The following is a 24,104-nucleotide window of genomic DNA, read 5'->3' on the forward strand; positions in this document are numbered from 1 at the left end:
CCGGGTGCATACGTCAGTCAGCAGTCGGGGAAGCCGCGGAAAGGGCACCGGGCTCACGCTCGCGCTCGGGTCGGCGGTCGCCTTCGGTGGATCGGGAGTCGCGGCCAAGCCGCTGATCGAGGCGGGCCTCGACCCGCTGCACGTGGTGTGGCTGCGGGTGGCCGGCGCGGCCCTCGTGATGCTGCCGCTCGCCGTGCGCCACCGCGCGCTGCTGCGCCGCCGGCCCGCGCTGCTCGCCGGGTTCGGCCTGCTGGCCGTCGCCGGCGTGCAGGCCTGCTACTTCGCCGCGATATCGCGCATCCCGGTCGGCGTCGCGCTGCTCGTCGAGTACCTCGCGCCCGCCCTGGTGCTCGGCTGGGTGCGGTTCGTGCAACGGCGGCCCGTGACGCGCGCCGCGGCGCTCGGCGTGGTCCTGGCGGTCGGCGGCCTGGCCTGCGTCGTCGAGGTGTGGTCCGGACTCGGTTTCGACGCCATCGGACTGCTGCTCGCCCTCGGCGCCGCCTGCTGCCAGGTCGGCTACTTCGTGCTGTCCGACCAGGGCAGCGATTCCGGCGCCGACGCCCCGGACCCGCTCGGCGTGATCGCCTACGGGCTCCTGATCGGCGCCGCCGTGCTGACCGTCGTGGCCCGCCCGTGGGGCATGGACTGGTCGGTGCTCGCCGGCTCCGCCCCCATGGACGGCACCGCCGTCCCGGCGGCCGCCCTGCTGGCCTGGATCGTGCTGATCGCGACCGTCGTCGCCTACGTCACCGGCGTGGTCTCGGTACGCCGGCTCTCCCCGCAGGTCGCGGGCGTCGTGGCGTGCCTTGAGGCGGTCATCGCGACCGTGCTGGCCTGGGTGCTGCTCGGCGAGCACCTCTCGGCGCCGCAGATCGTGGGCGGGGTGATCGTCCTGATCGGTGCGTTCATCGCGCAGTCGTCGACGCCCGCCAAGGGCTCGCCGGAGCCGGTGGTGGCCGGTGGCGGTCCCGAGCGTGAGTTGTCGGCCCGGGGAACGGCCGCATAGAGTGCTGATCATGTATTCGGACGCACGCGTTCTTCCGCCTCCGGCCGCCTGAGGGCGGGCCCCCGGACCTTCATGCCCCGCGCTGTCGCGCCGGGTTGAACGGTGCTGCCCGCGGAAGTCGTCCCCGGACCCCGCTGAGCGGCGGTCCTTCCCGAACTTCTGCGCTCCTGGCGCAATGCGGAGAAACGCGTGTCCACCATTGCTTCCGGCCTGCCCGTCGGGCGAGGCCTCCTGTATCTGATCGTCGCCGGTGCCGCCTGGGGCACCGCGGGCGCGGCAGCCTCACTGGTCTACCGCTCCAGTGACATGGGCTCCGTCGCCCTGTCGTTCTGGCGCTGCGCGGCCGGCCTGCTCCTGCTGCTCGCCGCCCGCCATCTGCGCCCGCGCGCCGTCGCGGCCGCCCCTGAGCCGCTCGCCCGCAAGGCGTTGCGGATCGGCGCGATCGGCCTCGGGCTGGCGGTGTTCCAGACGGCCTACTTCGCCGCCGTCTCCGCCACCGGCCTCGCTGTCGCCACCGTCGTCACCCTCGGCGCGGGCCCCGTCCTCATCGCGCTCGGCGCACGCCTGACCATGGGGGAGCGGCTCGGCCGCGCCGGCGTCCTGGCGGTCACCGGCGCGCTCGGCGGCCTCGGAGTGCTGGTGCTCGGCGGCGGTGACACCGCCGTACGCCCCTGGGGGATCGCGCTCGCCCTGCTGTCCGCTGCCGGGTACTGCGCGATGACCCTGCTCACCCGTTACTGGGGCCGCGGGGGCGGCGCCGACGCCTCCGCCACCACCGTCTGGGCGTTCGCGGTCACGACCCTGGTCCTGCTGCCGTTCGCGCTGACGGAGGGCCTGGTTCCGCACACGCCGGAACCCGCCCTGCTGCTGTGGCTTCTTGTTTACATTGCGGCGATCCCCACGGCCCTCGCCTACGCCCTCTACTTCGCGGGCGCGGCCGTCGTGCGGTCGGCCACCGTGTCCGTGATCATGCTGCTGGAGCCGGTCAGCGCGGCGGTCCTGGCCGTCACCCTGCTCGGCGAGCAGCTCACCACCGCCACCCTGGTCGGCACCCTGCTGATGCTGGGCTCCGTCGCGGGACTGGCGGTGGCCGAGGCGCGCGGGGCGCGTGGGCTCAGCGCGCGGTGAGGTAGCCGGGCAGGTCGGTGCCGGGCGCCAGGTCGGCGGCAGGCACCGGTGTGCCGTACCCCTTGCGCAGCGGAACGAGGCCGGCCCAGTGGGGGAGCGCCAGGTCCTCGGGCTCGTCGTTGACGCCGCCGGTGCGGGCCTTCGCGGAGACCTGGTCCAGGTCGAGGCGGATGACGGCGGTGGCGGCGAACTCCTTCTTGTTGGCGGGCCGTGAGTCACGCGAGCGGCCCGCCACCACGTGGTCGACCAGCGCGTCGAGGGCCAGCCGCTTCTCCTCCGGATCCGTGACGTCATGGGCGACGCCGTGCACCACCACGGAGCGGTAGTTGATCGAGTGGTGGAAGGCCGAGCGGGCGAGGACCAGCGCGTCGACGTGGGTGACCGTCAGGCACACGGGGAGGCCGGGCTCGGCCTGCCCGGTCATCCGCAGCGGGCGCGAGCCGGTCGAGCCGTGCACGTAGAGCCGCTCGCCGACCCGGGCGTAGAGCGTCGGCAGGACCACCGGCGCGCCGTCGCGGACGAAGCCGAGGTGGCAGACGTACCCCTCGTCGAGTATCGCGTGCACCAGGTCCTTGTCGTACGACGCGCGGTCCGGTGAGCGGGTGGGGACGGTGCGGTCGCTCGGGGTGTAGGCGGCGGCCTGCGACGTCGGCTCCTGGGTCCCCTGCATGGCGCTCTCCATTGCACTAGTGCATACTTGTCTTTGTGCTAGGAGAATATCGGATCGAGGGCCGGGGGGCAGCGGAGATTTCCGCGAGCGTGGAGCGCGCGGTGGCGGCGGGCGCGCTGGCGTCGGGGCAATTGCTGCCGTCCATGCGGGAGTTGGCGTCCCGCCTCGGAGTGAACCCGAACACCGTGGCCGCCGCCTATCGGACCCTGCGGGAGCGCGGGGTCATCGAGACCGACGGGCGGCGCGGCAGCCGGGTGCGGTACAGACCGGCCACCACCGGCCGCGAGGAGATCGCGGTGGACGTGCCGGAGGGCGTGCGGGACATGGCCGCCGGCAACCCGGACCCGGCGTTGCTGCCGTCGCCGGCGGCCGCCTTCGCCGAGGCGGCGGGCGGGGCGCCGGTGCTGTACGGGGAGACGCCGGTGGAGCCCGAACTGGCGCGCCTCGCACGGGCCGGGATGGACGCCGGGGGAGTGCCCGCGGGCCCGATCGCGGTGACCTCCGGTTCGCTGGACGCCGTCGAGCGGGTGCTGGCCGCCCACCTCAAGCCCGGGGACGCGGTCGCCGTGGAGGATCCCGGGTGGGGCGGCCTGTTCGACCTGGTGCCTGCCCTCGGGCTGCGCACTCTTCCCGTCGCCCTCGACGACGACGGCCCGCTCCCCGACGAGGTGGACGGCGCGCTGAAGGCGGGCGCCCGCGCCCTCGTCGTCACGGACCGCGCGCAGAACCCCACCGGAGCCGTGCTGAGCGCCGCACGCGCGCGTGCCCTGCGTGCGGTGCTCGGAGAGCATCCGGCGACCCTGCTGATCGAGGACGACCACGGCCACGGCATCGTCGACGTGCCGCTGCATCCCCTGGCCGGCGTCACCCGGCACTGGGCCTTCGTCCGCTCGGCGGCCAAGGCGTACGGACCCGACCTGCGGCTGGCCGTGCTCACCGGTGACGAGGTCACGCTGGACAGGGTGCGCGGGCGGCAGCGGCTCGGGCCCGGCTGGGTCAGCCGGATCACCCAGCGCGCGGTGGCACATCTGTGGGCCCACGGCGCGGTGGACACGGCGGCCGTCGCGGCGGCGTACGGACGGCGCCGGGGCGCGCTGATCGACGCGCTCGGGCGGCGCGGGGTGGCGGCGTACGGCCGCACCGGCCTGAACGTCTGGATCCCGGTACCGGACGAGACCGCGGCCGTCTCCCGTCTGCTGCACGCCGGGTGGGCCGTCGCCCCCGGCGCCCGCTTCCGCCTGAGCGCCCCGCCCGGGATCCGGGTCACCGTCGCCACGCTCACCGAGGCCGAGACGGAACCGCTGGCGGACGTGATCGCCGCAGCGGTGCGCCCGGCGCCGGCGCGCAGCCACGTGTAGGAGGCGTCTGGAACGATGGCGCCATGAACGAGGACATCATTCCGGTCCTGCGCGTGGCCGACGCCGCCGCGGCGGTGCGATGGTACGAGCGCCTGGGGTTCGCCCGGCTGTGGGAGCACCGCTTCGAGCCGGGACTGCCGGCGTTCGTGGAGGTCGCGCGGGGGCCGGTGAGCCTGTTCCTGTCGGAGCACACCGGCGACGCCCGGCCGGACACGCTGGTCTATCTGAGGCTCACCGACGTCGACGGGGTCGCCGCCGATTTCGGCGTGCCGGTGGAGGAGGCTCCGTGGGCCCGGGAGATCGAGCTGCGGGACCCCGACGGCAACCGGCTGCGGATCGGCACGCCGAAGGACTGAGCGCGGGCCCACCCGTGCGGCGAGCCCCGATCCGCCCCTGAGGCGAGCGCCGCCCGCGTGGGCGGCGTCGGCGCCCCGGCTTCATCTCCTGGGCCGCACCTGCGTCAGTGCCGCCCCCGCCAGCACGATCACCGCTCCCACCGGTGTCGACCACGTCAGCGACTCGCCCAGGATGGCGACGCCCGCCGCCGTGGCGATGACCGGGATGAAGTAGGTGACCATCTGGGCGGTGGTCGGCCCGACCTCGGCGACCAGGCCGTACTGGATGAGCACCGCGAAGCCCGTGCCCAGGGTGCCCAGGGCCGCGACGGCGAGCAACGGCACCACCGGGAAGCGGCTCGGCATGCTGGTGAACAGCGGCGTCACGACGGCCAGTTGCAGTGTGGCCAGCAGCAACTGGGCGCCGGTGAGCGACAGATGCGAGTTACCGGATCCGGCCAGTGTGCGCCGGACGTAGATCCAGCCGATCGGATAGCTGAGCGAGGCCAGCAGTGCCAGGGCCGTGCCCGTGGGGTCGACGCCGGTGAAGCCCTGCCAGGCGCCGAGCACCGTCAGCACGCCGAGGAAGCCCAGGCCCAGCCCCGCGACCCGGACCCGGGTGGGCCGGTCCTCGGAGAGGGCGACCATCGAGAGGGCCATGCCCCACAGCGGCGAGGTGGCGTTGCAGATGCCGGCGAGCGTGGACGGGATCGTCAGCTCGGCGTAGGCGAACAGGGAGAACGGCAGCGCGTTCAGCAGGAACGCGGCGACCGTCAAATGGGCCCAGGTGCGCGCGCCGCGGGGAAGCCGCTGGCGCTTCACCGCCATCGCCGCCGCAAGCACCGCCGTGCCGAACAGCAGTCGGCCGAGGGTCACCTGGAAGGGGGCGTAGCCGTCGGTGCCCACCTTGATGAGCAGGAAGCTGAAGCCCCAGACCAGGGACAGCGCCGCGAAGCGGACTCTCCAGTCGATCGTGCGGCGGGCGGGGGCCCGGAGCGGGCCGTGCGTGGCGCCATGCGTGGCATCGGTCGTGGCGGTGGTCACGGAAGCAACCATGCGGGACCGGACCCTGTAGAACAAGCGAGATTTCGCACCCTGTATCTCGTAGCATCGCTTATATGTTGAGCCTGGACCGTCTTCGCACCCTCGACGCGCTCGCCCGGCACGGTTCGGTGAGCGGCGCGGCCGAGGGGCTGCACATCACCACCTCGGCCGTGTCCCAGCAGCTGGCCAAACTGGAGCGGGAGGTCGGCCAGCAACTGCTCGCCAAGCACGGCCGGGGCGTCCGGCTCACCGACGCAGGCCGGCTGCTGGCGCAGCACGCGTCGCGCATCCTGTCGCAGGTCGCCCTCGCCCAGTCCGACCTGGAGGCGCAGCGCGGGCAGGTCGCCGGGGAGCTGCGCCTGTCGGCGTTCCCGACCGCCGCGCGCGGACTGTTCCCCGGCGCGCTCGCCACCCTGCGCACCGCCCACCCCGCGCTGCGGCTGCGCACGTGCGAGCTGGAGCCGGAGCGCGGCATCCAGGGCGTGGTGCGCGGCGACATCGACCTGGCGGTGGTCCTGGACTGGTACAACAAGCCGATGGCACTGCCCGACGGCCTGGTCAAGGCGTCGATCCTGGACGATCCCGCCGACGTGGCGATGCCCGCCGGGCATCCGCTCGCCGACCGGGACGAGGTGGACCTCGCGGAGTTCGCCGAGGACGAGTGGATCACCTGGGGGCAGGGCGAGTTCTGCCACGAGTGGCTGATGTTCACCCTGCGCTCGCGCGGCGTCGAGCCGATTCTCGGGCACCGCGCCGCCGAGACGCACACCCAGCTCGCGCTGGTCGCCGCCGGGCTCGGCGTCTGCGTCTGCCCGCTGCTCGGCCGCCACCCCATGCCCGCCGGTGTCGTCACCGTGCCGCTGAAGCAGCGGGTGCGGCGGCACGTGTACGTCGTCTGGCGGGCGGACGCCGACCGTCGGCCGTCGATCCGGGCGGCGGTGGCGGCACTGCGGTCGGCGGGCGAGAGCGTCGGCTGACCCCGCGCTACGGCGAACCGAGCTTGCGGAAGTCCCAGGAGACCGTCTTCGCCGGTGTGAGCCGCATCCAGGCGTGCCGTCCGTCGTGCGGCATCTCCTGAAGCCCGAAGTTCTTGCGGGCGAACAGCGTCTCCGGCAGGTCGAGTTCGGCGCACAGCTCACCGGTGCGCGGAGCCTCGCCCACGAACTCGACGGTCCCGGACAGCTCGACGCCGCGCAGCTCGTCGTACTCCTCCCCGGTGTCGACCACGATCGCCACCCGTGCATCGCGCCGCAGATCGGTCCACCGCTTGCTGCGCACCACCGAGTACAGCCACATCGAGGTGCCGTCCCAGGCGAACCACAGCGTGCTGACGTGCGGCGCCCCGTCGGCCGAGACCGTGGCGACCCGGCAGGTGCGCTGGCTGGTCAGGAACGCGTCCAGCTCACCGGGCGTCATCATGATCTTCCGGCCCCGGCGCTGAGTGGCTGTCATGTGTTTCCCCTCGGATTCCCCTCGGAAGAACGGCATCTGACGGTATGTCAGCAAAGCATGGACCGTCTTCCGTCCCTGTGCAATGGTGGCTGATCTCACCGGCTCCCACATCGCCGGCCACCAGGGGGGCGCCATGCCGTCGTACGAACAGCTCGGTGAACTGCTCGACCCCGCGAGCACGGTGCTCCTGACCGTCGAGTGCCAGCAGGGCGTGGTCGGCCCGGACAGTGCCCTGCCGGAGCTGGCGAAGGAGTTCCGCTCCTCGGGCGCCCTCGGCAATGTGGCCCGGCTGGTGGCCGCCGCCCACGAGAGCGGCGTCCAGGTGATCCACGCCATCGCCGAACGCCGCCCCGACGGCCGTGGCGCGAACCGCAACGCCCGCCTCTTCCGCGCCGCCGAACGGCTGCCCGTCCGGCAGCTGTCCGGCACCGCGGCGGTGCGCGTCGTGGCCCCCATCGAGGTCACCGAGGAGGACTTCGTCGTACGGCGGCTGCACGGCCTGTCGCCGATCCAGGGCACCGACGTCGACGCGCTACTGCGCAATCTCGGCTGCCGCACCCTGATCGTCACCGGCGTCTCGGCCAACGTGGCCGTTCCCAACGCGGTGTTCGACGCGGTGAACCGTGGCTACACGGTCGTGCTGCCGGCCGACGCCGTCGCGGGGGTGCCCGCCGACTACACCCCCGCGATGATCCGCAACACCCTCGCGTTGGTCGCCACGGTCGCGACCACGGACGAGGTGCTCGGCCGCTTCGGACGCCCGCGTCGTCGCTGACCCTCAGGCGAGGCGGATCTCGTCGCCCGACACGACGATCTCCGAAGCCGCCAGCGGCTGGGTCGCCGGACCCTGCTGCACGCTGCCGTCGGTGGCCGAGAACCGGCTGTCGTGACAGGGGCAGATGATGGCCCCGTCCTTGACGTCCTTCACCGCGCACCCCTGATGGGTGCACTTGGAGGAGAACGCCTTGTACTCGCCCGCCGTCGGCTGCGTGACCACCAGGTCGCCGATGACCTTTCCGCCGCCCTCGGGGATCTCGGAGGTCTTGGCGAGGGCGGTGCCACCGCCGGCACCGGAGCCCGCGCCGGCCCCGGAATCGGAGTCGACGCCGGTGCTGGACGAGTCGTCGCCCGACCCGCACGCGGTCAGCGCGACGGCGAGCCCGGCGGCCCCGGCCGCCGCCATGACGGTGCGGCGGGCCGGACCCGACTCGGTGTGAAGCGATTGGCTGGGCATGCTGGCATTCCCTTCCACGGACACTGGGTGATCCCTTGATCTGTTCAGCAGTACGGTCGACGGAGGGCCGAAGTTCAGCGGCCGAGCCTAACTTCACTCGATCGAGATCTGACGGGAACGATCGCGACGCGGTACCGGCAGGCCGGGGCCGACGGCGCCGGACACCCCAGTAGCCTGGGGCGATGCTCAAGGAAGTCATCGCGACCCGCTACATCACGCCGCTGCGTGAGGGTGGCTCGCTGCCGGGACTCGTCGAGGCCGACGACTTCGGGACATACGTCTTGAAGTTCACCGGTGCCGGACAGGGCCGCAAGACGCTCGTCGCGGAGGTCGTCTGCGGCGAGCTCGCCCGCCGGCTCGGCCTGCGCGTCCCCCGTCTGGTGACCGTCGGCCTGGATCCGCTCCTCGGGCTCGGCGAGCCCGACCAGCAGGTCCAGGACCTGCTCCGGTCCAGCGGCGGCCCCAACCTCGGCATGGACTTCCTGTCCGGCGCGCTCGGCTTCGACCCCCTCGCCTTCACGGTGGGCCCCGAGGAGGCCGGGCGGATCGTCTGGTTCGACGCGCTGGTCAACAACGTCGACCGCTCCTGGCGCAACCCCAACCTGCTGATGTGGCAGGGCGACCTGTGGCTCATCGACCACGGCGCCACCATGATCTGGCACCACAACTGGCCCGGCGCCGAGGTCTCCGCCGCCCGCCCCTACGACGCCTCGGACCACGCCCTGCGGACCTTCGCACCGGACGTCACGGCGGCCGCGGCCGGGCTCGCCCCCCTCGTCACCGAGGACCTGCTGGCCGAGGTCACCGCCGAGATCCCCGACGCCTGGCTGACCGGCGAGCCCGGCTTCGACACCCCCGACGACCTGCGCAGGGCCTACGCGCGGCCCTTGCTGGCGCGCGCCGCCGTCATCCACGAACGCATCGAGGGGATCAAGTGAGCGAGCGCCACATCACCAGGGCCGGCCAGGGCGGCGGCCGGGACGTCTTCGAGTACGCGCTGCTGCGGGTCGTACCGCGCGTCGAACGTGGCGAGTGCATCAACGCGGGCGTGCTCGTGTACTGCCGCGCCAAGGCGTACGTCGGTGCCCGCACCCACCTCGACGAGGCGCGACTGCTGGCCCTCGACCCGGACGCGGACGTGGCCGGAGTGCGTGCCGCGCTGCGCGCGGTGGAGAGCGTCTGCGGGGGCGGGGAGGCGGCCGGACAGGCGGCGGGCGACGACGCCGGGCGGCGTTTCCGCTGGCTGATCGCGCCCCGTTCCACGGTCGTACGGCCCGGCCCGGTGCACACCGGGCTGACCCTCGATCCGGCGGCCGAGACCGAACGGCTGCTCGACCTGCTGGTGAGGTGATGGATCACATGCACCCGATGGGCCGTTGACACCGGGTGCCAGGGCTTCTAGCGTCACGTCTGCTGAAGGTACTAAGCGGTCGCTCATCGAAGAGAGTGCCGTTGAGCCGCATCCCAAGGGCGAGGAGAAGCAGCAATGTCCACCACTGAGCAGCGGGTCGCAGTCGTCACCGGCGCCGCGCGCGGCATCGGGGCCGCCACCGCCGTACGCCTGGCGGCCGAGGGCCGCGCGGTCGCCGTGCTCGACCTCGACGAGGCCGCCTGCAAGGACACCGTCGAGAAGATCACCGCGGCCGGTGGCAAGGCCGTCGCCGTCGGCTGCGACGTCTCCGACGAGGCGCAGGTCGAGGCGGCCGTCGCCCGGATCGCCGAGGAGCTCGGCGCGCCGGTGATCCTTGTCAACAACGCGGGCGTGCTCCGCGACAACCTGCTGTTCAAGATGAGCGTCGCCGACTGGGACACCGTCATGAACGTGCACCTGCGCGGTGCCTTCCTGATGTCGAAGGCCTGCCAGAAGCACATGGTGGACGCCGGCTTCGGCCGCATCGTCAACCTTTCCTCCTCCTCCGCCCTCGGCAACCGCGGCCAGGTCAACTACTCCGCCGCCAAGGCCGGTCTGCAGGGCTTCACCAAGACCCTCGCCAAGGAGCTCGGCAAGTTCGGCGTCACCGCCAACTCCGTCGCCCCCGGCTTCATCGCCACCGACATGACCGCCGCGACCGCCGAGCGGGTCGGCATGGGCTTCGACGACTTCAAGGCCGCCGCCGCCACCATGATCCCCGTGCAGCGCGTCGGTGAGCCCGACGACATCGCCAACGCCATCGCCTTCTTCACGGGTGAGGCGGCCGGATTCGTCTCCGGCCAGGTGCTGTACGTCGCCGGCGGACCGCTCGACTAGGGGGCACGGACATGACTGAACTGCCCGGACTCTCCGGCAAGGCCGCCCTCGTCACGGGCGGCAGCCGCGGCATCGGCTACGGCGTCGCCGAGGCGTTGGTGGCACGCGGTGACCGCGTCTGCATCACCGGCCGCAACGAGGAGGCCCTGAAGGAGGCCGTCGAGCAACTCGGCTCCGACCGGGTCATCGGCGTCGCGGGCAAGGCCCACGACCTCGACCACCAGGCCATCGCCGTGGAGCGGACGATGGAGGCCTTCGGCCGGGTCGACTACCTGGTCAACAACGCCGGTACGAACCCGGTGTTCGGGCCGATCGCCGACCTCGACCTCGACGTGGCGCGAAAGGTCTTCGAGACCAACGTCGTCTCGGCGCTCGGGTTCGCCCAGAAGACCTGGCACGCCTGGCAGAAGGAGAACGGCGGCGCGATCGTCAACATCGCCTCCGTGGCCGGTGTCGCCCCCTCGCCCTTCATCGGCGCCTACGGCATCAGCAAGGCCGCGATGATCAACCTGACCCTGCAGCTGGCGCACGAGTACGCGCCCAAGGTGCGGGTCAACGCGATCGCCCCGGCGGTGGTGAAGACCAAGTTCGCGCAGGCCCTGTACGAGGGCCGGGAGGCGGAGGCCGCGTCGGCCTACCCGCTCGGCCGGCTCGGCGTGCCTTCCGACATCGGCGGCGCCGCTGCGTTCCTCACCTCGGCGCAGGCCGACTGGATCACCGGCCAGACGCTCGTCGTCGACGGCGGCATCTTCCTCAACGCCGGGGTCGGCTGACCGGATCGGGCCGTATCGGTTCGGACGTTCCGGATCGGGCCTGAGCGGATCGGATCTTTTCGGACAGGGGCGTCGGCTCCGTCAACGGTGATCGCCTGACGCGATTTTGTTGACGAAATCGGCGCCCCTGTCGACAAATTGGCGGCGTGCGGGTCGATGACAACGTCGTCATACGGAGACTGATCAACGACCTCGCGCAAGCACGGTTCAGGCCGTCTTTGCCTGCGATAGGGTCTGCCGACCCTTGGTATGGCAGATCGAGGAGCGTGCGCGTGTTCAACCGGAACCGAGGCCTGCGGCAAGTGGCGGCGATCGCTTCCATATCCCTGTTGGCCGGTTGCAGCCTGTTTTCGGACGGCGACCCTGCCGAAGGGGGTCCGATCGTCGTGGGGACCACCAGCGCCCCCAGCACGCTGGATCCGGCCGCCTCCTGGGACGGCTCCTGGGAGCTGTTCCGCAACATCTACCAGACGTTGCTGAGCTACCCCACCGGCGCCACCACGCCCCAGCCCGACGCCGCCGAGAGCTGCAAGTTCGCCGACGCGACCAACCGGGTGTACAGCTGCAAGCTGCGTGGGGGGCTGACCTTCTCCGACGGCGACGCGCTCGACGCGCAGGCCGTCAAGCACTCCATCGACCGGATCCTGGCCATCGACGCGCCGGGCGGTCCCGCCGGGCTGCTGGGCAGCCTGGACCGGGTGCAGGCGCTCGGCGACCGCGAGGTCGTCTTCCACCTCAAGACCGCGGACGCCACCTTCCCGTTCGTGCTCGCCACCCCCGCCATGTCCGTCGTCGACCCCGACGACTACCCGGCCGACAAGCTCCGCGAGGACGGCGGGGTGACCGGCTCCGGGCCGTACCTCCTCGACTCGTACGACGAGGGCACGCGGGCCGAACTCGTGCGCAACGACAGCTACAAGGGCTTCGCCGAACGAAGAAACGATGCGGTCACCATCCGTTACTTCCAGGAATCCGGTGCCATGGTCAAGGCACTGCGCGACCAGGACATCGACGTGACCTACCGCGGTCTCGCCGCCGACGACATCGTCGCGCTGCAGGGCAGGGACGCCGACGAGACCCTCCAGCTCGTCGAGGGCGCGGGCGCCGACATCAGCTATCTGGTGTTCAACCCGAAGGACTCGTGGGCCGGCAAGCCGTCCGTGCGCCGGGCCGTCGCCCAGGTCGTCGACCGGCCGAGAATCGCCCATGCGATCTACAAGGACACCGTCGACCCGCTCTACTCGATGGTCCCCAAGGGCCTCACCGGCCACACCACCGGCTTCTTCGACAACTTCGGCGACCCCGACCCGGACAAGGCCCGCTCGATCCTCAGCGACGACGGCATCGACGAGCCGGTCCCGCTCACCTTCTGGTACACCACCGACCGCTACGGCTCCGAGACCGCCGTCCTGTTCCAGGAGCTCAAGCGGCAGCTGGAGGCCTCCGGCCTGTTCCAGATCACCCTGAAGAGCCGGCCCTGGAAGACCTACGTCGAGGGCTACCAGAAGGGCGAGTACCCGGTGTTCGGGCGTGGCTGGTTCCCCGACTTCCCGGACGCCGACAACTACATCGCGCCCTTCGTCGGCGAACAGAACGCCCTCGGTACGCCGTACCCGGCGCCCAAGATCACCGGGGAGCTGCTGCCCCGCTCCCGCCGCGAGAGCGACCGGGCCCAGGTGGAGTCCGACTTCGAGGAGGCCCAGCAGATCCTCGTCCAGGACGTACGGCTGCTGCCGCTGTGGCAGGGCAAGCAGTATGTCGCCGCCAGCGTGGAGATCTCCGGCGCCGAGCGCGCCCTGGACCCGTCGACGATCATGATGGTGTGGGAGCTGTCCCGGAAGACCAGCTGGTGACGCGGCCCGTGGCGGGCGTTGTCAGTGGTCGCCGGTAGGTTCTGTGCTCCGGAACCGACCGCACACCGTAAGGAAGTTGACGTGACCGACATCGCGATGCTGCCCGAGTCCTGGCGCGGGGTCCTGGGCGACGAACTCCACAAGCCCTACTTCAAGGAGCTGACGGAGTTCGTGGAGGAGGAGCGGGCTGCCGGTCCCGTCTACCCGCCGCGCGAGGAGGTCTTCGCGGCGCTCGACGCCACCCCTTACGAGAAGGTGAAGGTCCTGGTCCTCGGCCAGGACCCGTACCACGGCGAGGGACAGGGCCACGGCCTGTGCTTCTCGGTGCGTCCCGGGGTGAAGACCCCGCCCTCGCTGCGCAACATCTACAAGGAGATGCAGCAGGAGCTGGGCCTGCCGGTCCCGGACAACGGCTATCTGATGCCGTGGGCCCGCCAGGGAGTGCTCCTGCTCAACGCGGTGCTGACGGTCCGGGCCGGCGAGGCCAACTCGCACAAGGGCAAGGGCTGGGAGAAGTTCACCGACGCGGTGATCCGCGCGGTGGCCCAGCGGCCCGACCCGGCGGTGTTCGTGCTGTGGGGCAACTACGCTCAGAAGAAGCTGCCGCTGATCGACGAGACGCGGCACGTGGTGGTGAAGGGTGCGCACCCCTCGCCGCTGTCGGCGAAGAGGTTCTTCGGCTCCCGTCCGTTCACGCAGATCGACGAGGCGATCGCGCGGCAGGGACACGAGCCGGTGGACTGGCGCATCCCGAACCTGGCCGACCCGGCCTGATGCGCGAGGAGCCGAGGGCCGGCCGGCGTTCCGGGTCGGCCCCGCCTCGCCGGGATTGCCGGTGGCGGCCGTTAGCGTCGGCACGGACGGGATGTCGGTGAGCGCGCGGAGGATGCGGTGTCGGAGCAACAGGAGCAGGCGGCGCCGGATGCCGTGATGACGCGGATCGGGCAGGTCGTCATGCTGCACCACGCGGGGGACCGCGAGGAGGCCCGGCACCGCTTCCTCCAACTGTGGACGGAGATCGGCGAGGACGGCGACCCGCTGCACCGCTGCACGCTGGCCCACTACATGGCCGACGCCCAGGACGACCCGTGCGACGAGCTGGCCTGGGATCTCAGGGCGCTGGGCGCCGCGGAGGAGCTGAGCGACGACCGCCTCGCGGCCCACGAGGGCGCCCTCGCGGTGCGCGCCCTGTATCCCTCCCTCCACCTGAACCTCGCCGCCGACTACGTCAAACTCGGCCGCTCCGACGCCGCCCGTACGCATCTCCGCCGGGCTCGCGGAGCGGCGGACGCGCTGGCCGACGACCGGTACGGGGAGGGGGTGCGGGCGGCCATCGGGCGGATGGAGCTGCGGCTTGGGGATGGGGGTTTGCCGGGTGGGAGTTCCTGGGGGCCGCCTCGCCAGCGGCCGTGAGCCGTACCGGTGCCGAGGCGGCTGCCTCGCGGGGCCCGGGTCTGTGAGGCAGCCGCCCAACCGGCCCTGGGATCTGTGAGGCGGCTGCCTCACCGGCCGTAGGTCTGCTCGCAGATCACCGCCTCCGGGCTGTCCGGGCGCCAGCCGCCGTACTTCCTGCCCAGGGCGCACACGTCGGTGGTCGCGCCGATCGTGGCGGAGACGTCCGGGACCGCGGCCGGCGGCGGCTGCCGTGGGCGGTGCGGCTCCGGGCGGGGCGGGTCGGAGTGCGGGCGGGACTGCGCGCGCGGCGGGGACGGGACTTGCTGGGCCGGTGCCGGGGCCCGCGGACGGCGTGACTCCGGCGCGGCGGTGCCGGGCCGGCGGGACGGGCCGATCAGCTCCAGGGCCTCGCGGGCCGGCGCCTGCACGATCTGCGGCTCGGTGCGGCCGTCCCGACCCGGTGCCGACGGCGGGGCCGGCGCCGGCGGCACGGCGGCGGGGCCCCGCTGGACGGTCACACAGCCGGAGACCGCGGAGAGAGCCACGGTGACGAGCAGCGTCGCGGTGGTCGTCGTTCGATGCACCCGCGCAACTCTGGTGGCTCGGGCCCCGCGGGACCCGATGGACAAGCGCAGTTTGCTCCGGACGGGTGAAGTACGCCCCCGCAGGGAGGCTGCGTGAATCGCCGGGCTGACGTTCGGGGCGCGTCAGGTGCGCCGGGCCCGCGGTCTAGTCGCCCGTCGCCCCGTCCACGCGCTCGCGGATCAGATCCGCGTGGCCGTTGTGGCGGGCGTACTCCTCGATCATGTGGGTGTAGATCCAGCGCAGGTTGAACGGCTTGTCGGTGTGGCGGCTCCGGCCCTTGGAGAGGTCGTCCAGTGCGAAGCCGGCCGCGTTGGTCCGGGCGGTCGCGATCTCCGCCTGCCAGGTGGCGTACGCCTCCGCCCAGGTGTCCGCCTCGGTGAGGTGGAAGTCGCCGTCGCGGTCCTCCTCGGTGTAGTAGATGGGCCCCGGGTCGTCGCCGACCAGCACCTTGCGGAACCAGCCCCGTTCCACCTCCGCCATGTGCCGCACCAGCCCCATCAGGGACAGCTCGGACGGCTCCACGGCCGCGGTCCGGAGCTGCGCGTCGCTCAGCCCTTCGCACTTCCACGCCAGCGTCTGCCGGTGATACTCCAACCAGCCCTCCAGCATGGCCCGTTCATCGGCGTCCTGGGCGGGCTCGCGGCGCTCCGTATTCATGAGCGCATCCTCGCTCACCCCGCAGGATCCACCAAGGTCCTTTTCGGCCGCCCCGGCGCCCGGCCGAACTCCTCGCCGGCGGCCCCGCCGAACATCCCGCCGAGCAGCTCGCGCAGCCCCGCCCGCACCTCGTCCGGACCCGGCACCTCCGCGTTGAACGACCCCGCCACACAGCTGAACATCAGCCCCTCGCCCCAGGCGACCAGCATCAGCACGTGCCGGGCCGGGTCGGTCGACCCCATCGCCGTGACGAGCTCGTTCAGCTGCACGCGGAAGCGGGCGCCCGTGGCGTCGTAGTACGCGCGCAGTTCGGGGCGGCGGGTGGCCTCCAGGGCGAGTTCGTAGCGGGCGACGACCAGTTCGCGGTGGTGGGTGAGGGAGCGGTGCACCGCGAGGGCGAGGCCGTCGAGCAGCGCGTCGAGCCCTCCTTCGGGGTCCGGCATCTCGTGCAGGGCGAGGACCCGCGCCTCCCGTTCGGCGTGCCGCCGCACCGCCAGCTCCAGCAGCGCCTGGCGGGTGCGGGCGACGTTGGAGGTGGAGCCCTGGGGGAGCCGGGCCGCCTCGTCCACCGCCCGGTGCGTCAGCCCGCGCATCCCGCGCTGGGCCAGCAGGGCGAGGGCGGTGTCGGCGACGAGATCGGCGCGGGACGCGCCCGTGGTGGGTACGGACATGCCCTTCAACCTACCGCTCCGACTACACCTGTAGTACGGTCGACACCGAGCCAACTACAGATGTAGTGAACCCTCGGGAACCCGGAACAAGGGGGAGCCATGGCAGCGTCGTCCGTCCCGCCCCGTGCCGTCGTGATCGGCGGCGGCATCGGCGGCCTCACCGCCGCCCTCGCCCTGCACCGGCGCGGCTGGCAGGTCACCGTCCTGGAACGCGCCCGCTCCCTCGCCCCCGTCGGCGCGGCCATCTCGCTCGCGCCCAACTCCCTGCGGGCCCTGGACGTCGTCGGCCTCGGCGACGAGATCCGCGCGCTCGCCGCCTGGCAGGGCGACGGCGGACTGCGCACCCCGGACGGACGGTGGCTGACCCGGTCCAGCGCCCACGCGCTGGCCGAGCGCTTCGGCGGCCCGCTGGTCCTGCTGCACCGCGCCACGCTGGTCGACGCCCTGAGGGCGCGCCTCCCCGAGGACCTCGTGCGCACCTCGGCCCCGGCGACCCTCGCCGAGCCCGGCGACGCGGACCGCCCGGCCCGCGTGACCACCCCGGACGGCGCGTGGGACGCCGACCTGGTCGTCGCGTCGGACGGCGTCGACTCCGCCGTACGCCCCGTCCTCTTCCCGCGCCATCCAGGGCCCGCCTACGCCGGGTTCACCACCTGGCGGGTGGTCATCCCCGTGCCCGGTGCGGAGTTCGCCTCGCACGAGACCTGGGGCCGGGGCCGCATCTGGGGCACGCATCCCCTCAAGGACGGCCGTGTCTACGCGTACGCCGCCGCCGTCACGCCCCCGGGGCGGCGCGCGCCCGACGACGAGAAGGCCGAGCTGCTGCGGCTGTTCGGGGACTGGCACGACCCCGTACCCGCCGTGCTCGCCGCCGCCCGGCCCGAGGACGTGCTGCGTCACGACGTGCACCACCTCGCCGAGCCGCTGCCCGCGTACCACCGCGGCCGGGTGGCCCTGCTCGGAGACGCCGCCCACGCGATGCCGCCGACCCTCGGGCAGGGCGGCAACCAGGCCGTCGAGGACGCGATCGTCCTTGCGCACTTCCAGGCACCCGGCGCCACGGGAGCACAGGGCGCCGCCATCACCGCAGGCCTCGCCGAGTACACCGCGGCCCGGCTTCCCCGGACCACGGCCATCGCGCGCCAGGCCGGGAAGGCCGCGCGGCTGAACATGATGACCGGCAGGGCGCCGACGGCAGTGCGCGACGCCATGGTCGCCGCGCTGTCGAAGGCAGCGCCGACGCTCCTGCTGCGCAGCTTCGACGGTATCGCCGACTGGCGTCCGCCGGGGCCGCCGTATGCTTCCGGGCAGACCCCCGCAGGCAAGCAGTGAAGGAGCTCCCGTGAAGGTCGGCTGCATCGGACTCGGTGACATCGCGCAGAAGGCGTATCTGCCGGTGCTCGGGGTCCAGCCCGGGGTCGAACTGCATCTGCAGACCCGCACGCCCGCCACGCTGAACCGCGTCGCCGACAGCCATCACCTGCCGCCCGCGCAGCGCCACGGCACCCTGGACGACCTCCTCGCCCAGGACCTCGACGCCGCCTTCGTGCACGCGCCCACGCTCGTGCACCCCGAGATCGTCACGCGGCTGCTCCAGGCGGGCGTCCCGACGTACGTCGACAAGCCGCTGGCGTACGAACTCGCCGACTCCGAGCGGCTGGTGGCGCTCGCCGAGGAGCTGGGCGTGAGTCTCGCCGTCGGCTTCAACCGGCGGCACGCGCCCGCGTACGTGCAGTGCGCCGAACACCCGCGCGAGCTGATCCTCATGCAGAAGAACCGGGTGGGGCTGCCGGAGGAGCCGCGCACGATGATCCTGGACGACTTCATCCACGTCGTGGACACGCTGCGCTTCCTGGTGCCGGGCGAGATCGACGACGTGACCGTGCGCGCCCGCGGCGTGGACGGGCTGCTGCACCACGTCGTGCTCCAGCTCGCCGGGGACGGCTTCACCGCGCTCGGCGTGATGAACCGGCTCAGCGGGTCGGCCGAGGAGATCCTGGAGGTCTCGGGTCAGGACACCAAGCGGCAGGTGACCAACCTCGCCGAGGTGATCGACCACAAGGGCCAGCCGAGCCTGCGGCGGCGCGGCGACTGGGTGCCGGTGGCCCGGCAGCGCGGCATCGAGCAGGCCGTGCTGGGCTTCCTCGACGCCGTGCGTGCGGGCAAGCCGCTCAGCGCCCGGGACGCGCTGGCGACTCACGAACTGTGTGAGCGGGTGGTCCTGGCGGTTCAGGAGCGTTCCGGCGCGGCCGCCTGACCGACCGCCCGCCCTCCAAGAGCGCCAGGGCGAGCAGCACCAGCAGGGCGGCATGGACCGGCCAGGCGCCCAGGCGAGCGTACGGCGTGACCCCGTCGGCCAGCGGCACCTCGTACACCCGTGCGGTGCTCGCGTCCGTCCCGAGCGGCGGGCCGATCCGCCCTCCCTCGGGGCCATACACAGCGGAGACGCCGGTCAGGGTCGCGTGCACCATGGGGCGACCGCTCTCGGCGGCCCGCAGCGCGGCCAGCGAGGCATGCTGCGCGGGCGCCCAGCTCTGCTGGAACGTCGAGGTCGCCGACTGCGCGACCAGCAGCTCGGCGCCGCCGCGGGCGAGGCTGCGGCTGATGTCGGGGAAAGCCGACTCGAAGCAGACCATCGGGCCGACCCGCAGCCCGTCCCCGGCGTCCATCACGACCTGTTCGGTGCCGCGCCTGCGGTCCTCGGCCGCGGCCTCGCCCACGGAGGTGGCCCAGCCGAACAGCGAGCGCAGCGGGATGTACTCGCCGAACGGGACCAGCCGCATCTTGTCGTAGCGGTCACCGGTCGGGCCGTCCGGGCCGATCAGCACCGAGCTCTTGTAGATGCCGGGCCGGTCCGAGCGGCGGGCGTCCACGTTGACCAGGATCGGGGCGCCGGTCTCGCGGGACAGCGCCGCGATGCGCCGCGCCAGGTCGGGCCGGCTGGCGAGGTCGTAGCCGACGCTGCTCTCGCCCCAGACGATCAGGTCGGGGTCCTGCCCGGCGAGCCGTCCGGCGAGTTCTTCCTCGCGGTCGAAGCGTGGGCCGGGACCCGCGACGACACCCGGCTGCACGACGGCCACCCGCGCCTCGCCGTCGACGTGCGGGCGCGGGGACCAGACCCAGGCCGCCGACGTGGCCGCGGCGGTGGCGAGCAGGGCGGCCAGGGCCGGTGTCCGGGACGCGCGCACCGACACGAGCACGGCGACCGCGACGTTGACGGCCACCAGCAGCAGGCTCAGCAGCCACACCCCGCCCACCGAGGCCAGCCGCAGCGCCGGTCCCACCTGCCACTGACTGGCGCCCAGCATGCCCCAGGGGCCGCCGAGCCCCTGCCAGGACCGCACCAGCTCCACCGCCAGCCAGCCCGACGGCAGCACCAGCAGCGCGGCCGCGATCCGCCCCGGTGACGGGACCCCACCGAGGAACCGGCGGACGAGCCAGCCCCACGGTGCCCACAGCGCCCCGAGCAGGGCCGCGATGACGAACGTGAAGACATGCAGGTTGGGCAGCAGCCAGTGGTGCACGGCCAGCATGAACCCGAAGCCGCCGCACCAGCCGTCGTACAGCGCCCGCCGTCCGGTCGGCGCGGTGCGCACGAGAAGGATCCACGGCACCAGGGCGACGTAGGCGAACCACCACAGGGACGGAGCCGGGAAGGCGAGCATGGGCAGTGCGCCCGCCACCGCGGCGGTCCCGGAGCGCCACCACGGGGAGTCGAGCCGGCGGCCCAGCCTCTTCATACGGCGCCTCCCTACCCCCGTGGATCCAGTGTGCGCGCGGCCGGCGATCTCGGTACAGCGGGCGCCCGCTCAGTCGATCACAGGTACCCCGGTCCCCTGCGGCATACGCCGCCACTTCTCGCGCACGACGACTTCGTGCAGCCGCCAGCCGTCGGCCGTGCGGCGGACCTCGAAGGCGTACCGGCCGCCGCACACGAAGTCGGGTTCCGCCGAGCCGTCCGGCGCGAGGCGCATCGGATTGACGTAGTCGGCCTGGACCCGGGCCGTGTCGCCGGTGTCCCGCTCCAGGACCCCGAAGCGGATCCGGCGGTTGACGACGAGGTGCTGGCGCATGGCGAACACGCGCAAGCTCTCGGCCAGCCACGTGGCGACCTGTCCGGCGTCCCCCTCGATGCCGCCGGCCGAGCGGTAGTCCGCCCGGCCGTCCGGCGTGAACAGCTTCCGGTACGCCTCCCAGTCGCCGTCGTCCACCGCCACGGCGTAGTCGGTGACCAGACCGTCGACGGCCAGCCTGTCCATCACGGTCGCGAGCTCCACGCGCTGCGTCATCGGCTCAGTGTTGGGTACGGGGCGGGCCGCGCCAAGAGGGCGTGCCGTGATATTCGGTGGTCGTATCCGACCGGAGCGCGCGAAGCTGTCCGGCGTGAACGATCAGACCGGTCGCCCCGAGCCGAGATTCCGCGTTCGGGCCCGCCACACCGACTCCACGCTCACGGTCTACCAGGCGTACCGCCCCGGCATCGGCCTCCCGGCGGCCCGCGCGGGCCGCTTTCCGGCCACGTGGAAGCGGGAGCGGATGACCTGGATCAAGCCGTGCTCATAGCCTCTTTCCATGGCTGAAGACGACAACGATCAGCAGACGGACGCCCGGTTACGGCGAGCCCTCCGGGCCAGGCAGGCAGCTGGCGGGGAAAGGGCGAAGAAGCACCGCGCCGACTGGGCGGGAGAGTCGGCGGCGATCTATTGCCGCATCTCCCACGTGAACGACGACGACCAGACGGGCGTGGAGCGCCAGGAAAGCATCTGCCGAGAGGTGGCCGACCGTCTCGGGCTCGTGGTCGACGAAGACCAGGTGTTCGTGGACAACAACCGGTCGGCATGGCAGCGGAAGCGCAAGCGGCCGGGGTGGGATGCGCTACTGGCCGAGGCCGGCGAGGGCCGCGTGCGTCACGTCCTCACGTACCACCCGGACCGGCTGATGCGGCAGCCGCGTGATCTCGAAGAGCTCTTGCAGATCGCCGACGATCACGACATCACGTTGCACGGTCAGGCGAACCGGCGCGATCTCGCGGACCCCGATGACCGCTTCTTCCTGCGGATCGAGGTCGCGCACGCGTGCCGGTCGAGTGACGACACGTCCCGCCGACTGATCGACTCCATGATCGACCGTGTGCAGGACGGGAGGCCGCACACCGGCCGACGGCGCTATGGGTACGACAAGACCGGCACGTTGATCATTCCTGAAGAAGCCGAGGTCGTGCGGGAGATCTTCGCTCGCTATCTCGACGGGGTGAGCCCGGTTCAACTGGCCAAGGAGCTGTTCGAACGGGGTGAGAAGACCGCCGAAGGGCGTAACTGGACTGCCCCGCGTGTGCGAGACACCCTCGACAACCGCCACGTCGCCGGGATCCGTGTGTTCCGGGGTGAGGAGGTCGGGGACGGCGAGTGGCCCGCAATCATTGACCGGGGGATGTGGCTCGAAGTCCGGGAGCGACGCACCTACCGGGCAGCCAAACTGGCGAACGGCAAGAAGCCGAGCAGGTTCTATCTGCTGCGTGGTGTGGTCACTTGCACGGGGTGCGGCAGGATCATGGGCGGGTCAGGGGGGAGCGGCGCGAAGTACGTATGCCATCACACTCAGCGGCTCGACATTCCGCGCTGCAACAGAGTCATCTCCGCCCCGATCTTGGAAGAGTTCGTGAGCGAAGCCGCGATCAACCTTCTTGAGCGGCTTGATCTGTCGGAGGCGCCGACGCCCTCTGAACTGTCGGAGGAGGACCGGGCTGCCATCGAGGCGGACCGTCGCGAGCTCGATGAACTCAAGGACATGTGGCAGAAGCAGGAGCTCAAGACTCGGGAGTACCGCGAGATGCGCAGGACCGTCGAAGCGCGCATCGCGGAGATCGAGCGCAAGATGATCGTCCGTCCGACCACCGAGGTTCTGGAGGGTCTTGTGGGCCCGCACGCGCGGGCGAGCTGGGAGGCCCTGAAGGAGGCTGAGGACTACCAGCGGATGAACGCCGTGATGCGCTTTCTGTTCGCGGCGGTCAAGATCAAGGAAGCGACCAAGAAGGGTCGATACTTCGACTACGGCAGGATCGACATCGAGCAGAACCCGATCTGGATCTAAGTCCCAGCACAGAGAAGGGGGCCTCACACGAGGCCCCCTTTTGCCGTCTCATTCGATCTTTCCCCCTGGTTGACGTTCCAGGAGACGGGCCAGTCGCCTTGCTGACTCCGGGCCGATCCTGGTGGAGAAGGTCCGGCAGACTCTTTCCAAGTGGCGGGCTCTATCTGCGTCGCGGTTCTGTTTCGTCAATGGCCCACCGCCGTCCAGCGGATCTCTTCGTGGGCGATCTCTCGGTTGCGCAACAGGTCGTCGGCGACACCAGCCGCGATGAGGGCCGCCCCGGGGGTGTGGCCGGAGCCGACGTAGCGCCATTGCCGTTCGGTGACCGCGTCGGGGGTGTCCGCGTGGCCCATGTGGTGGGCACGTTCGGCACGGAGTGCTGCGTAGGTGGTGGAGTAGGCGCGGGATTTGGTGAGGATGTGGCCGCGGTAGCCAAGCGTGTGAGTCCAGGCTTGGAGGCGGAGAGGCTCGTACTCAGGGAGGCCACCGAGACGCCAGCAGGCGCGCATGAGGGTTCGGACGTGTGCGCTGACGGGTGCCGACTCGATGTCGGCCCAGGTGGTCAGCGGGTAGTCGAGGCCGGCGCCGGTTTCGCTCGCTCCCTTGGTCACGTACTTGGCGACGTACGCCGCCACAGCGTCGTCATCGGGACCGGCGCCGTCGGTGCGCAGTGGCCGGGCGTCGATCTGCTCACCCCAGCGCAAGGCCCGCTCACCCACGGCCGGGCTGTAGGACGAGTGGACCAGGACGCGCCGGGCAGAGTTGCGTACGGCATCGATGAGGAGTTGCCCAGTGCCCCAGGCCGGAGGTTCGTCGTTGGGCCCGGCCGGTCCGTCGAGGCGGACGACGGCATGGACGTGGACGGCCGCCCGCTTCTGGTACTCAGCGACGCGGGCGAAGGAGAGCCGGGCGTGATCGGCGAAGCGGGACTGTACGAGACCGGCGGAGGAGGCGAGACGCCGCCGCACGTCGATGACGAACCGGTCCCACAGCTTGGAGGCGTGCGCGTGCCAGAGGACGTGGCCTGTGTAGTCGTAGCAGTCGGGGCAGAGCGGTTCGCCGACGACCGGGGCATCCGGGGCGTGGAGCGTGCCGCAGCCGAGGGGGCGCCCGTGTTCGCAGATGCCGCCGTCGCGGCGGAGGCGGCACCGTTCGCCAGCCCGGTGGACCGGTCCGAAGGACGGAGCGGTGAGGGTGACGAAGAGCCGGGGTCGGTGGCGGACGGTGGCGGGGATGTTCTTGCCTCCTAGGAGGCCGGCGCGGACGAGGTGGTAGGTGTCTCCGGCGTGCAGGCGGGAGCAGGCGGGGCAGATGGTGGCGCGGCGGTTGCGGCAGCGGACGAGGAGGCGTTCGCCGGGTTCGTCGCGGGTGTCGTAGTGGCGGAGGATCTCGCCGGTCGTGCCGTCCAGGGTGGTGGTGGAGCCGGAGAGGTGGACGGGGTGGGAGCAGCCGCCGGTTGCGGTGATCTGTTCCAGCCAGCGGGAGAATTGCGGATCTTGGGCGAGGCGGATTGCGTCGCGGTCGGTTTCGGGGAGCTGACGCAGGCGCGCCGCGCGGTCGAGCAGGGCGCGCCTGTCAGCCGGGGTGTAGTCCGGGGTGATGGTG

General features: G+C 72.1%; 26 protein-coding genes and 1 pseudogene. 17 read left to right on the top strand and 10 right to left on the bottom strand.

Going from position 1 to position 24,104, the window contains the following annotated elements:
• Positions 1–4: 4 nt before the first annotated feature.
• On the top strand, positions 5–1,006 hold the full coding sequence (locus AB0O67_RS10100; RefSeq protein WP_365448159.1) for an EamA family transporter: 1,002 nt from the start codon (positions 5–7) through the stop codon (positions 1,004–1,006).
• Between the two features lie 189 nt (positions 1,007–1,195).
• A complete protein-coding gene (locus AB0O67_RS10105) occupies positions 1,196–2,134 on the top strand; it encodes an EamA family transporter (protein WP_365448161.1) in 939 nt (312 codons plus the stop codon).
• Here AB0O67_RS10105 and AB0O67_RS10110 read toward each other — a convergent pair.
• The gene (locus AB0O67_RS10110) at positions 2,121–2,804 is read right to left on the bottom strand and encodes a pyridoxamine 5'-phosphate oxidase family protein (protein WP_365448163.1); all 684 of its coding nucleotides are present in this window, start codon (positions 2,802–2,804) and stop codon (positions 2,121–2,123) included. The two genes, AB0O67_RS10105 and AB0O67_RS10110, sit on opposite strands and share 14 nt — an antisense overlap.
• Positions 2,805–2,839: 35 nt before the next feature.
• On the opposite strand from AB0O67_RS10110, the gene AB0O67_RS10115 reads away from it, so the two are divergent.
• Together AB0O67_RS10115 and AB0O67_RS10120 are read left to right on the top strand one after the other, a co-directional pair.
• On the top strand, positions 2,840–4,162 hold the full coding sequence (locus AB0O67_RS10115; protein ID WP_365448165.1) for an aminotransferase class I/II-fold pyridoxal phosphate-dependent enzyme: 1,323 nt from the start codon (positions 2,840–2,842) through the stop codon (positions 4,160–4,162).
• Positions 4,163–4,185: 23 nt separating this feature from the next.
• Positions 4,186–4,518: a glyoxalase superfamily protein gene (locus tag AB0O67_RS10120; protein WP_365448167.1), complete on the top strand. Its 333-nt coding sequence runs from the start codon at positions 4,186–4,188 to the stop codon at positions 4,516–4,518.
• Positions 4,519–4,599: 81 nt separating this feature from the next.
• Here the strand turns inward: AB0O67_RS10120 and AB0O67_RS10125 are convergent, their stop codons facing one another.
• On the bottom strand, positions 4,600–5,577 hold the full coding sequence (locus AB0O67_RS10125) for a DMT family transporter (RefSeq protein ID WP_365448169.1): 978 nt from the start codon (positions 5,575–5,577) through the stop codon (positions 4,600–4,602).
• Between the two features lie 38 nt (positions 5,578–5,615).
• On the opposite strand from AB0O67_RS10125, the gene AB0O67_RS10130 reads away from it, so the two are divergent.
• Positions 5,616–6,518 (top strand): LysR family transcriptional regulator, encoded by a 903-nt coding sequence (locus AB0O67_RS10130; RefSeq protein ID WP_365448171.1) that lies wholly within the window; start codon positions 5,616–5,618, stop codon positions 6,516–6,518.
• A 7-nt stretch (positions 6,519–6,525) separates the two neighbouring features.
• Here AB0O67_RS10130 and AB0O67_RS10135 read toward each other — a convergent pair whose 3' ends face one another.
• Positions 6,526–6,993, bottom strand: coding sequence for a pyridoxamine 5'-phosphate oxidase family protein (locus AB0O67_RS10135; protein ID WP_365448172.1), 468 nt, complete (start codon positions 6,991–6,993; stop codon positions 6,526–6,528).
• A gap of 133 nt (positions 6,994–7,126) precedes the next feature.
• Here AB0O67_RS10135 and AB0O67_RS10140 point away from each other — a divergent pair, with 133 nt between their 5' ends.
• Positions 7,127–7,768 (top strand): cysteine hydrolase, encoded by a 642-nt coding sequence (locus AB0O67_RS10140; RefSeq protein WP_365448221.1) that lies wholly within the window; start codon positions 7,127–7,129, stop codon positions 7,766–7,768.
• 3 nt (positions 7,769–7,771) lie between these two features.
• Here AB0O67_RS10140 and AB0O67_RS10145 read toward each other — a convergent pair whose 3' ends face one another.
• Positions 7,772–8,227, bottom strand: coding sequence for a Rieske (2Fe-2S) protein (locus tag AB0O67_RS10145; RefSeq protein ID WP_365448174.1), 456 nt, complete (start codon positions 8,225–8,227; stop codon positions 7,772–7,774).
• A 182-nt stretch (positions 8,228–8,409) separates the two neighbouring features.
• Between AB0O67_RS10145 and AB0O67_RS10150 the strand changes: the two genes are divergently transcribed.
• From AB0O67_RS10150 to AB0O67_RS10180, 7 genes are all read left to right on the top strand, one after another.
• Positions 8,410–9,165: a HipA family kinase gene (locus tag AB0O67_RS10150; protein WP_365448176.1), complete on the top strand. Its 756-nt coding sequence runs from the start codon at positions 8,410–8,412 to the stop codon at positions 9,163–9,165.
• Entirely contained in the window at positions 9,162–9,578 is a 417-nt protein-coding gene (locus AB0O67_RS10155; protein ID WP_365448178.1) for a DUF3037 domain-containing protein, read from the top strand. The genes AB0O67_RS10150 and AB0O67_RS10155 overlap by 4 nt, the downstream gene beginning before the upstream one ends.
• 135 nt (positions 9,579–9,713) lie before the next feature.
• Positions 9,714–10,475 carry a 3-oxoacyl-ACP reductase FabG gene (fabG, locus tag AB0O67_RS10160; RefSeq protein ID WP_365448180.1) on the top strand — a complete coding sequence of 254 codons (762 nt, stop codon included), beginning with the start codon at positions 9,714–9,716 and terminating at the stop codon, positions 10,473–10,475.
• Between the two features lie 11 nt (positions 10,476–10,486).
• On the top strand, positions 10,487–11,248 hold the full coding sequence (locus AB0O67_RS10165) for an SDR family oxidoreductase (RefSeq protein WP_365448182.1): 762 nt from the start codon (positions 10,487–10,489) through the stop codon (positions 11,246–11,248).
• A gap of 272 nt (positions 11,249–11,520) precedes the next feature.
• Entirely contained in the window at positions 11,521–13,101 is a 1,581-nt protein-coding gene (locus AB0O67_RS10170) for an ABC transporter substrate-binding protein (protein ID WP_365448183.1), read from the top strand.
• Between the two features lie 81 nt (positions 13,102–13,182).
• On the top strand, positions 13,183–13,875 hold the full coding sequence (ung, locus tag AB0O67_RS10175; RefSeq protein WP_365448185.1) for a uracil-DNA glycosylase: 693 nt from the start codon (positions 13,183–13,185) through the stop codon (positions 13,873–13,875).
• A gap of 117 nt (positions 13,876–13,992) precedes the next feature.
• Complete coding sequence (locus tag AB0O67_RS10180) at positions 13,993–14,514, top strand: hypothetical protein (protein ID WP_365448187.1); 522 nt, start codon at positions 13,993–13,995, stop codon at positions 14,512–14,514.
• 89 nt (positions 14,515–14,603) lie between these two features.
• Here the strand turns inward: AB0O67_RS10180 and AB0O67_RS10185 are convergent, their stop codons facing one another.
• The 3 genes from AB0O67_RS10185 to AB0O67_RS10195 all read right to left on the bottom strand — a co-directional run bounded on the left by AB0O67_RS10185 (position 14,604) and on the right by AB0O67_RS10195 (position 16,409).
• On the bottom strand, positions 14,604–15,080 hold the full coding sequence (locus tag AB0O67_RS10185; protein WP_365448189.1) for a hypothetical protein: 477 nt from the start codon (positions 15,078–15,080) through the stop codon (positions 14,604–14,606).
• Positions 15,081–15,225: 145 nt separating this feature from the next.
• Positions 15,226–15,738 carry a DinB family protein gene (locus AB0O67_RS10190; protein WP_365448191.1) on the bottom strand — a complete coding sequence of 171 codons (513 nt, stop codon included), beginning with the start codon at positions 15,736–15,738 and terminating at the stop codon, positions 15,226–15,228.
• Positions 15,739–15,752: 14 nt separating this feature from the next.
• Positions 15,753–16,409, bottom strand: coding sequence for a TetR/AcrR family transcriptional regulator (locus AB0O67_RS10195; RefSeq protein WP_365448193.1), 657 nt, complete (start codon positions 16,407–16,409; stop codon positions 15,753–15,755).
• A 99-nt stretch (positions 16,410–16,508) separates the two neighbouring features.
• On the opposite strand from AB0O67_RS10195, the gene AB0O67_RS10200 reads away from it, so the two are divergent.
• Together AB0O67_RS10200 and AB0O67_RS10205 are read left to right on the top strand one after the other, a co-directional pair.
• Positions 16,509–17,741 carry an FAD-dependent oxidoreductase gene (locus AB0O67_RS10200; protein ID WP_365448195.1) on the top strand — a complete coding sequence of 411 codons (1,233 nt, stop codon included), beginning with the start codon at positions 16,509–16,511 and terminating at the stop codon, positions 17,739–17,741.
• Between the two features lie 10 nt (positions 17,742–17,751).
• Positions 17,752–18,666 carry a Gfo/Idh/MocA family oxidoreductase gene (locus AB0O67_RS10205; RefSeq protein ID WP_365448197.1) on the top strand — a complete coding sequence of 305 codons (915 nt, stop codon included), beginning with the start codon at positions 17,752–17,754 and terminating at the stop codon, positions 18,664–18,666.
• Here the strand turns inward: AB0O67_RS10205 and lnt are convergent.
• Both lnt and AB0O67_RS10215 read right to left on the bottom strand, forming a co-directional pair.
• A complete protein-coding gene (gene lnt / locus AB0O67_RS10210) occupies positions 18,581–20,149 on the bottom strand; it encodes an apolipoprotein N-acyltransferase (RefSeq protein ID WP_365448199.1) in 1,569 nt (522 codons plus the stop codon). The two genes, AB0O67_RS10205 and lnt, sit on opposite strands and share 86 nt — an antisense overlap.
• A gap of 69 nt (positions 20,150–20,218) precedes the next feature.
• Positions 20,219–20,698 carry a nuclear transport factor 2 family protein gene (locus tag AB0O67_RS10215; RefSeq protein WP_365448201.1) on the bottom strand — a complete coding sequence of 160 codons (480 nt, stop codon included), beginning with the start codon at positions 20,696–20,698 and terminating at the stop codon, positions 20,219–20,221.
• A gap of 94 nt (positions 20,699–20,792) precedes the next feature.
• Between AB0O67_RS10215 and AB0O67_RS10220 the strand changes: the two are divergent.
• Both AB0O67_RS10220 and AB0O67_RS10225 read left to right on the top strand, forming a co-directional pair.
• Positions 20,793–20,963, top strand: a pseudogene (locus tag AB0O67_RS10220) (DUF4291 family protein); the annotation flags it as partial.
• A gap of 18 nt (positions 20,964–20,981) precedes the next feature.
• Complete coding sequence (locus AB0O67_RS10225; RefSeq protein ID WP_365448203.1) at positions 20,982–22,499, top strand: recombinase family protein; 1,518 nt, start codon at positions 20,982–20,984, stop codon at positions 22,497–22,499.
• Positions 22,500–22,684: 185 nt separating this feature from the next.
• Here AB0O67_RS10225 and AB0O67_RS10230 read toward each other — a convergent pair whose 3' ends face one another.
• A complete protein-coding gene (locus AB0O67_RS10230; RefSeq protein WP_365448223.1) occupies positions 22,685–24,043 on the bottom strand; it encodes a replication initiator in 1,359 nt (452 codons plus the stop codon).
• Between the last annotated feature and the right edge of the window lie 61 nt (positions 24,044–24,104).

The sequence above is a fragment of the Streptomyces sp. NPDC086077 genome, assembly GCF_040686175.1.
In the GTDB taxonomy this organism is placed as follows: Bacteria; Actinomycetota; Actinomycetes; order Streptomycetales; family Streptomycetaceae; genus Streptomyces.

Coding starts and splice junctions, on each gene's coding strand:
- AB0O67_RS10110 (WP_365448163.1), bottom strand. CDS start 2,804: ATGCAGGGGACCCAGGAGCCGACGTCGCAGGCCGCCGCCTACACCCCG.
- AB0O67_RS10120 (WP_365448167.1), top strand. CDS start 4,186: ATGAACGAGGACATCATTCCGGTCCTGCGCGTGGCCGACGCCGCCGCG.
- AB0O67_RS10130 (WP_365448171.1), top strand. CDS start 5,616: ATGTTGAGCCTGGACCGTCTTCGCACCCTCGACGCGCTCGCCCGGCAC.
- AB0O67_RS10135 (WP_365448172.1), bottom strand. CDS start 6,993: ATGACAGCCACTCAGCGCCGGGGCCGGAAGATCATGATGACGCCCGGT.
- AB0O67_RS10140 (WP_365448221.1), top strand. CDS start 7,127: ATGCCGTCGTACGAACAGCTCGGTGAACTGCTCGACCCCGCGAGCACG.
- AB0O67_RS10145 (WP_365448174.1), bottom strand. CDS start 8,227: ATGCCCAGCCAATCGCTTCACACCGAGTCGGGTCCGGCCCGCCGCACC.
- AB0O67_RS10150 (WP_365448176.1), top strand. CDS start 8,410: ATGCTCAAGGAAGTCATCGCGACCCGCTACATCACGCCGCTGCGTGAG.
- fabG (WP_365448180.1), top strand. CDS start 9,714: ATGTCCACCACTGAGCAGCGGGTCGCAGTCGTCACCGGCGCCGCGCGC.
- AB0O67_RS10165 (WP_365448182.1), top strand. CDS start 10,487: ATGACTGAACTGCCCGGACTCTCCGGCAAGGCCGCCCTCGTCACGGGC.
- AB0O67_RS10190 (WP_365448191.1), bottom strand. CDS start 15,738: ATGAATACGGAGCGCCGCGAGCCCGCCCAGGACGCCGATGAACGGGCC.
- AB0O67_RS10195 (WP_365448193.1), bottom strand. CDS start 16,409: ATGTCCGTACCCACCACGGGCGCGTCCCGCGCCGATCTCGTCGCCGAC.
- AB0O67_RS10200 (WP_365448195.1), top strand. CDS start 16,509: ATGGCAGCGTCGTCCGTCCCGCCCCGTGCCGTCGTGATCGGCGGCGGC.
- lnt (WP_365448199.1), bottom strand. CDS start 20,149: ATGAAGAGGCTGGGCCGCCGGCTCGACTCCCCGTGGTGGCGCTCCGGG.
- AB0O67_RS10215 (WP_365448201.1), bottom strand. CDS start 20,698: ATGACGCAGCGCGTGGAGCTCGCGACCGTGATGGACAGGCTGGCCGTC.
- AB0O67_RS10225 (WP_365448203.1), top strand. CDS start 20,982: ATGGCTGAAGACGACAACGATCAGCAGACGGACGCCCGGTTACGGCGA.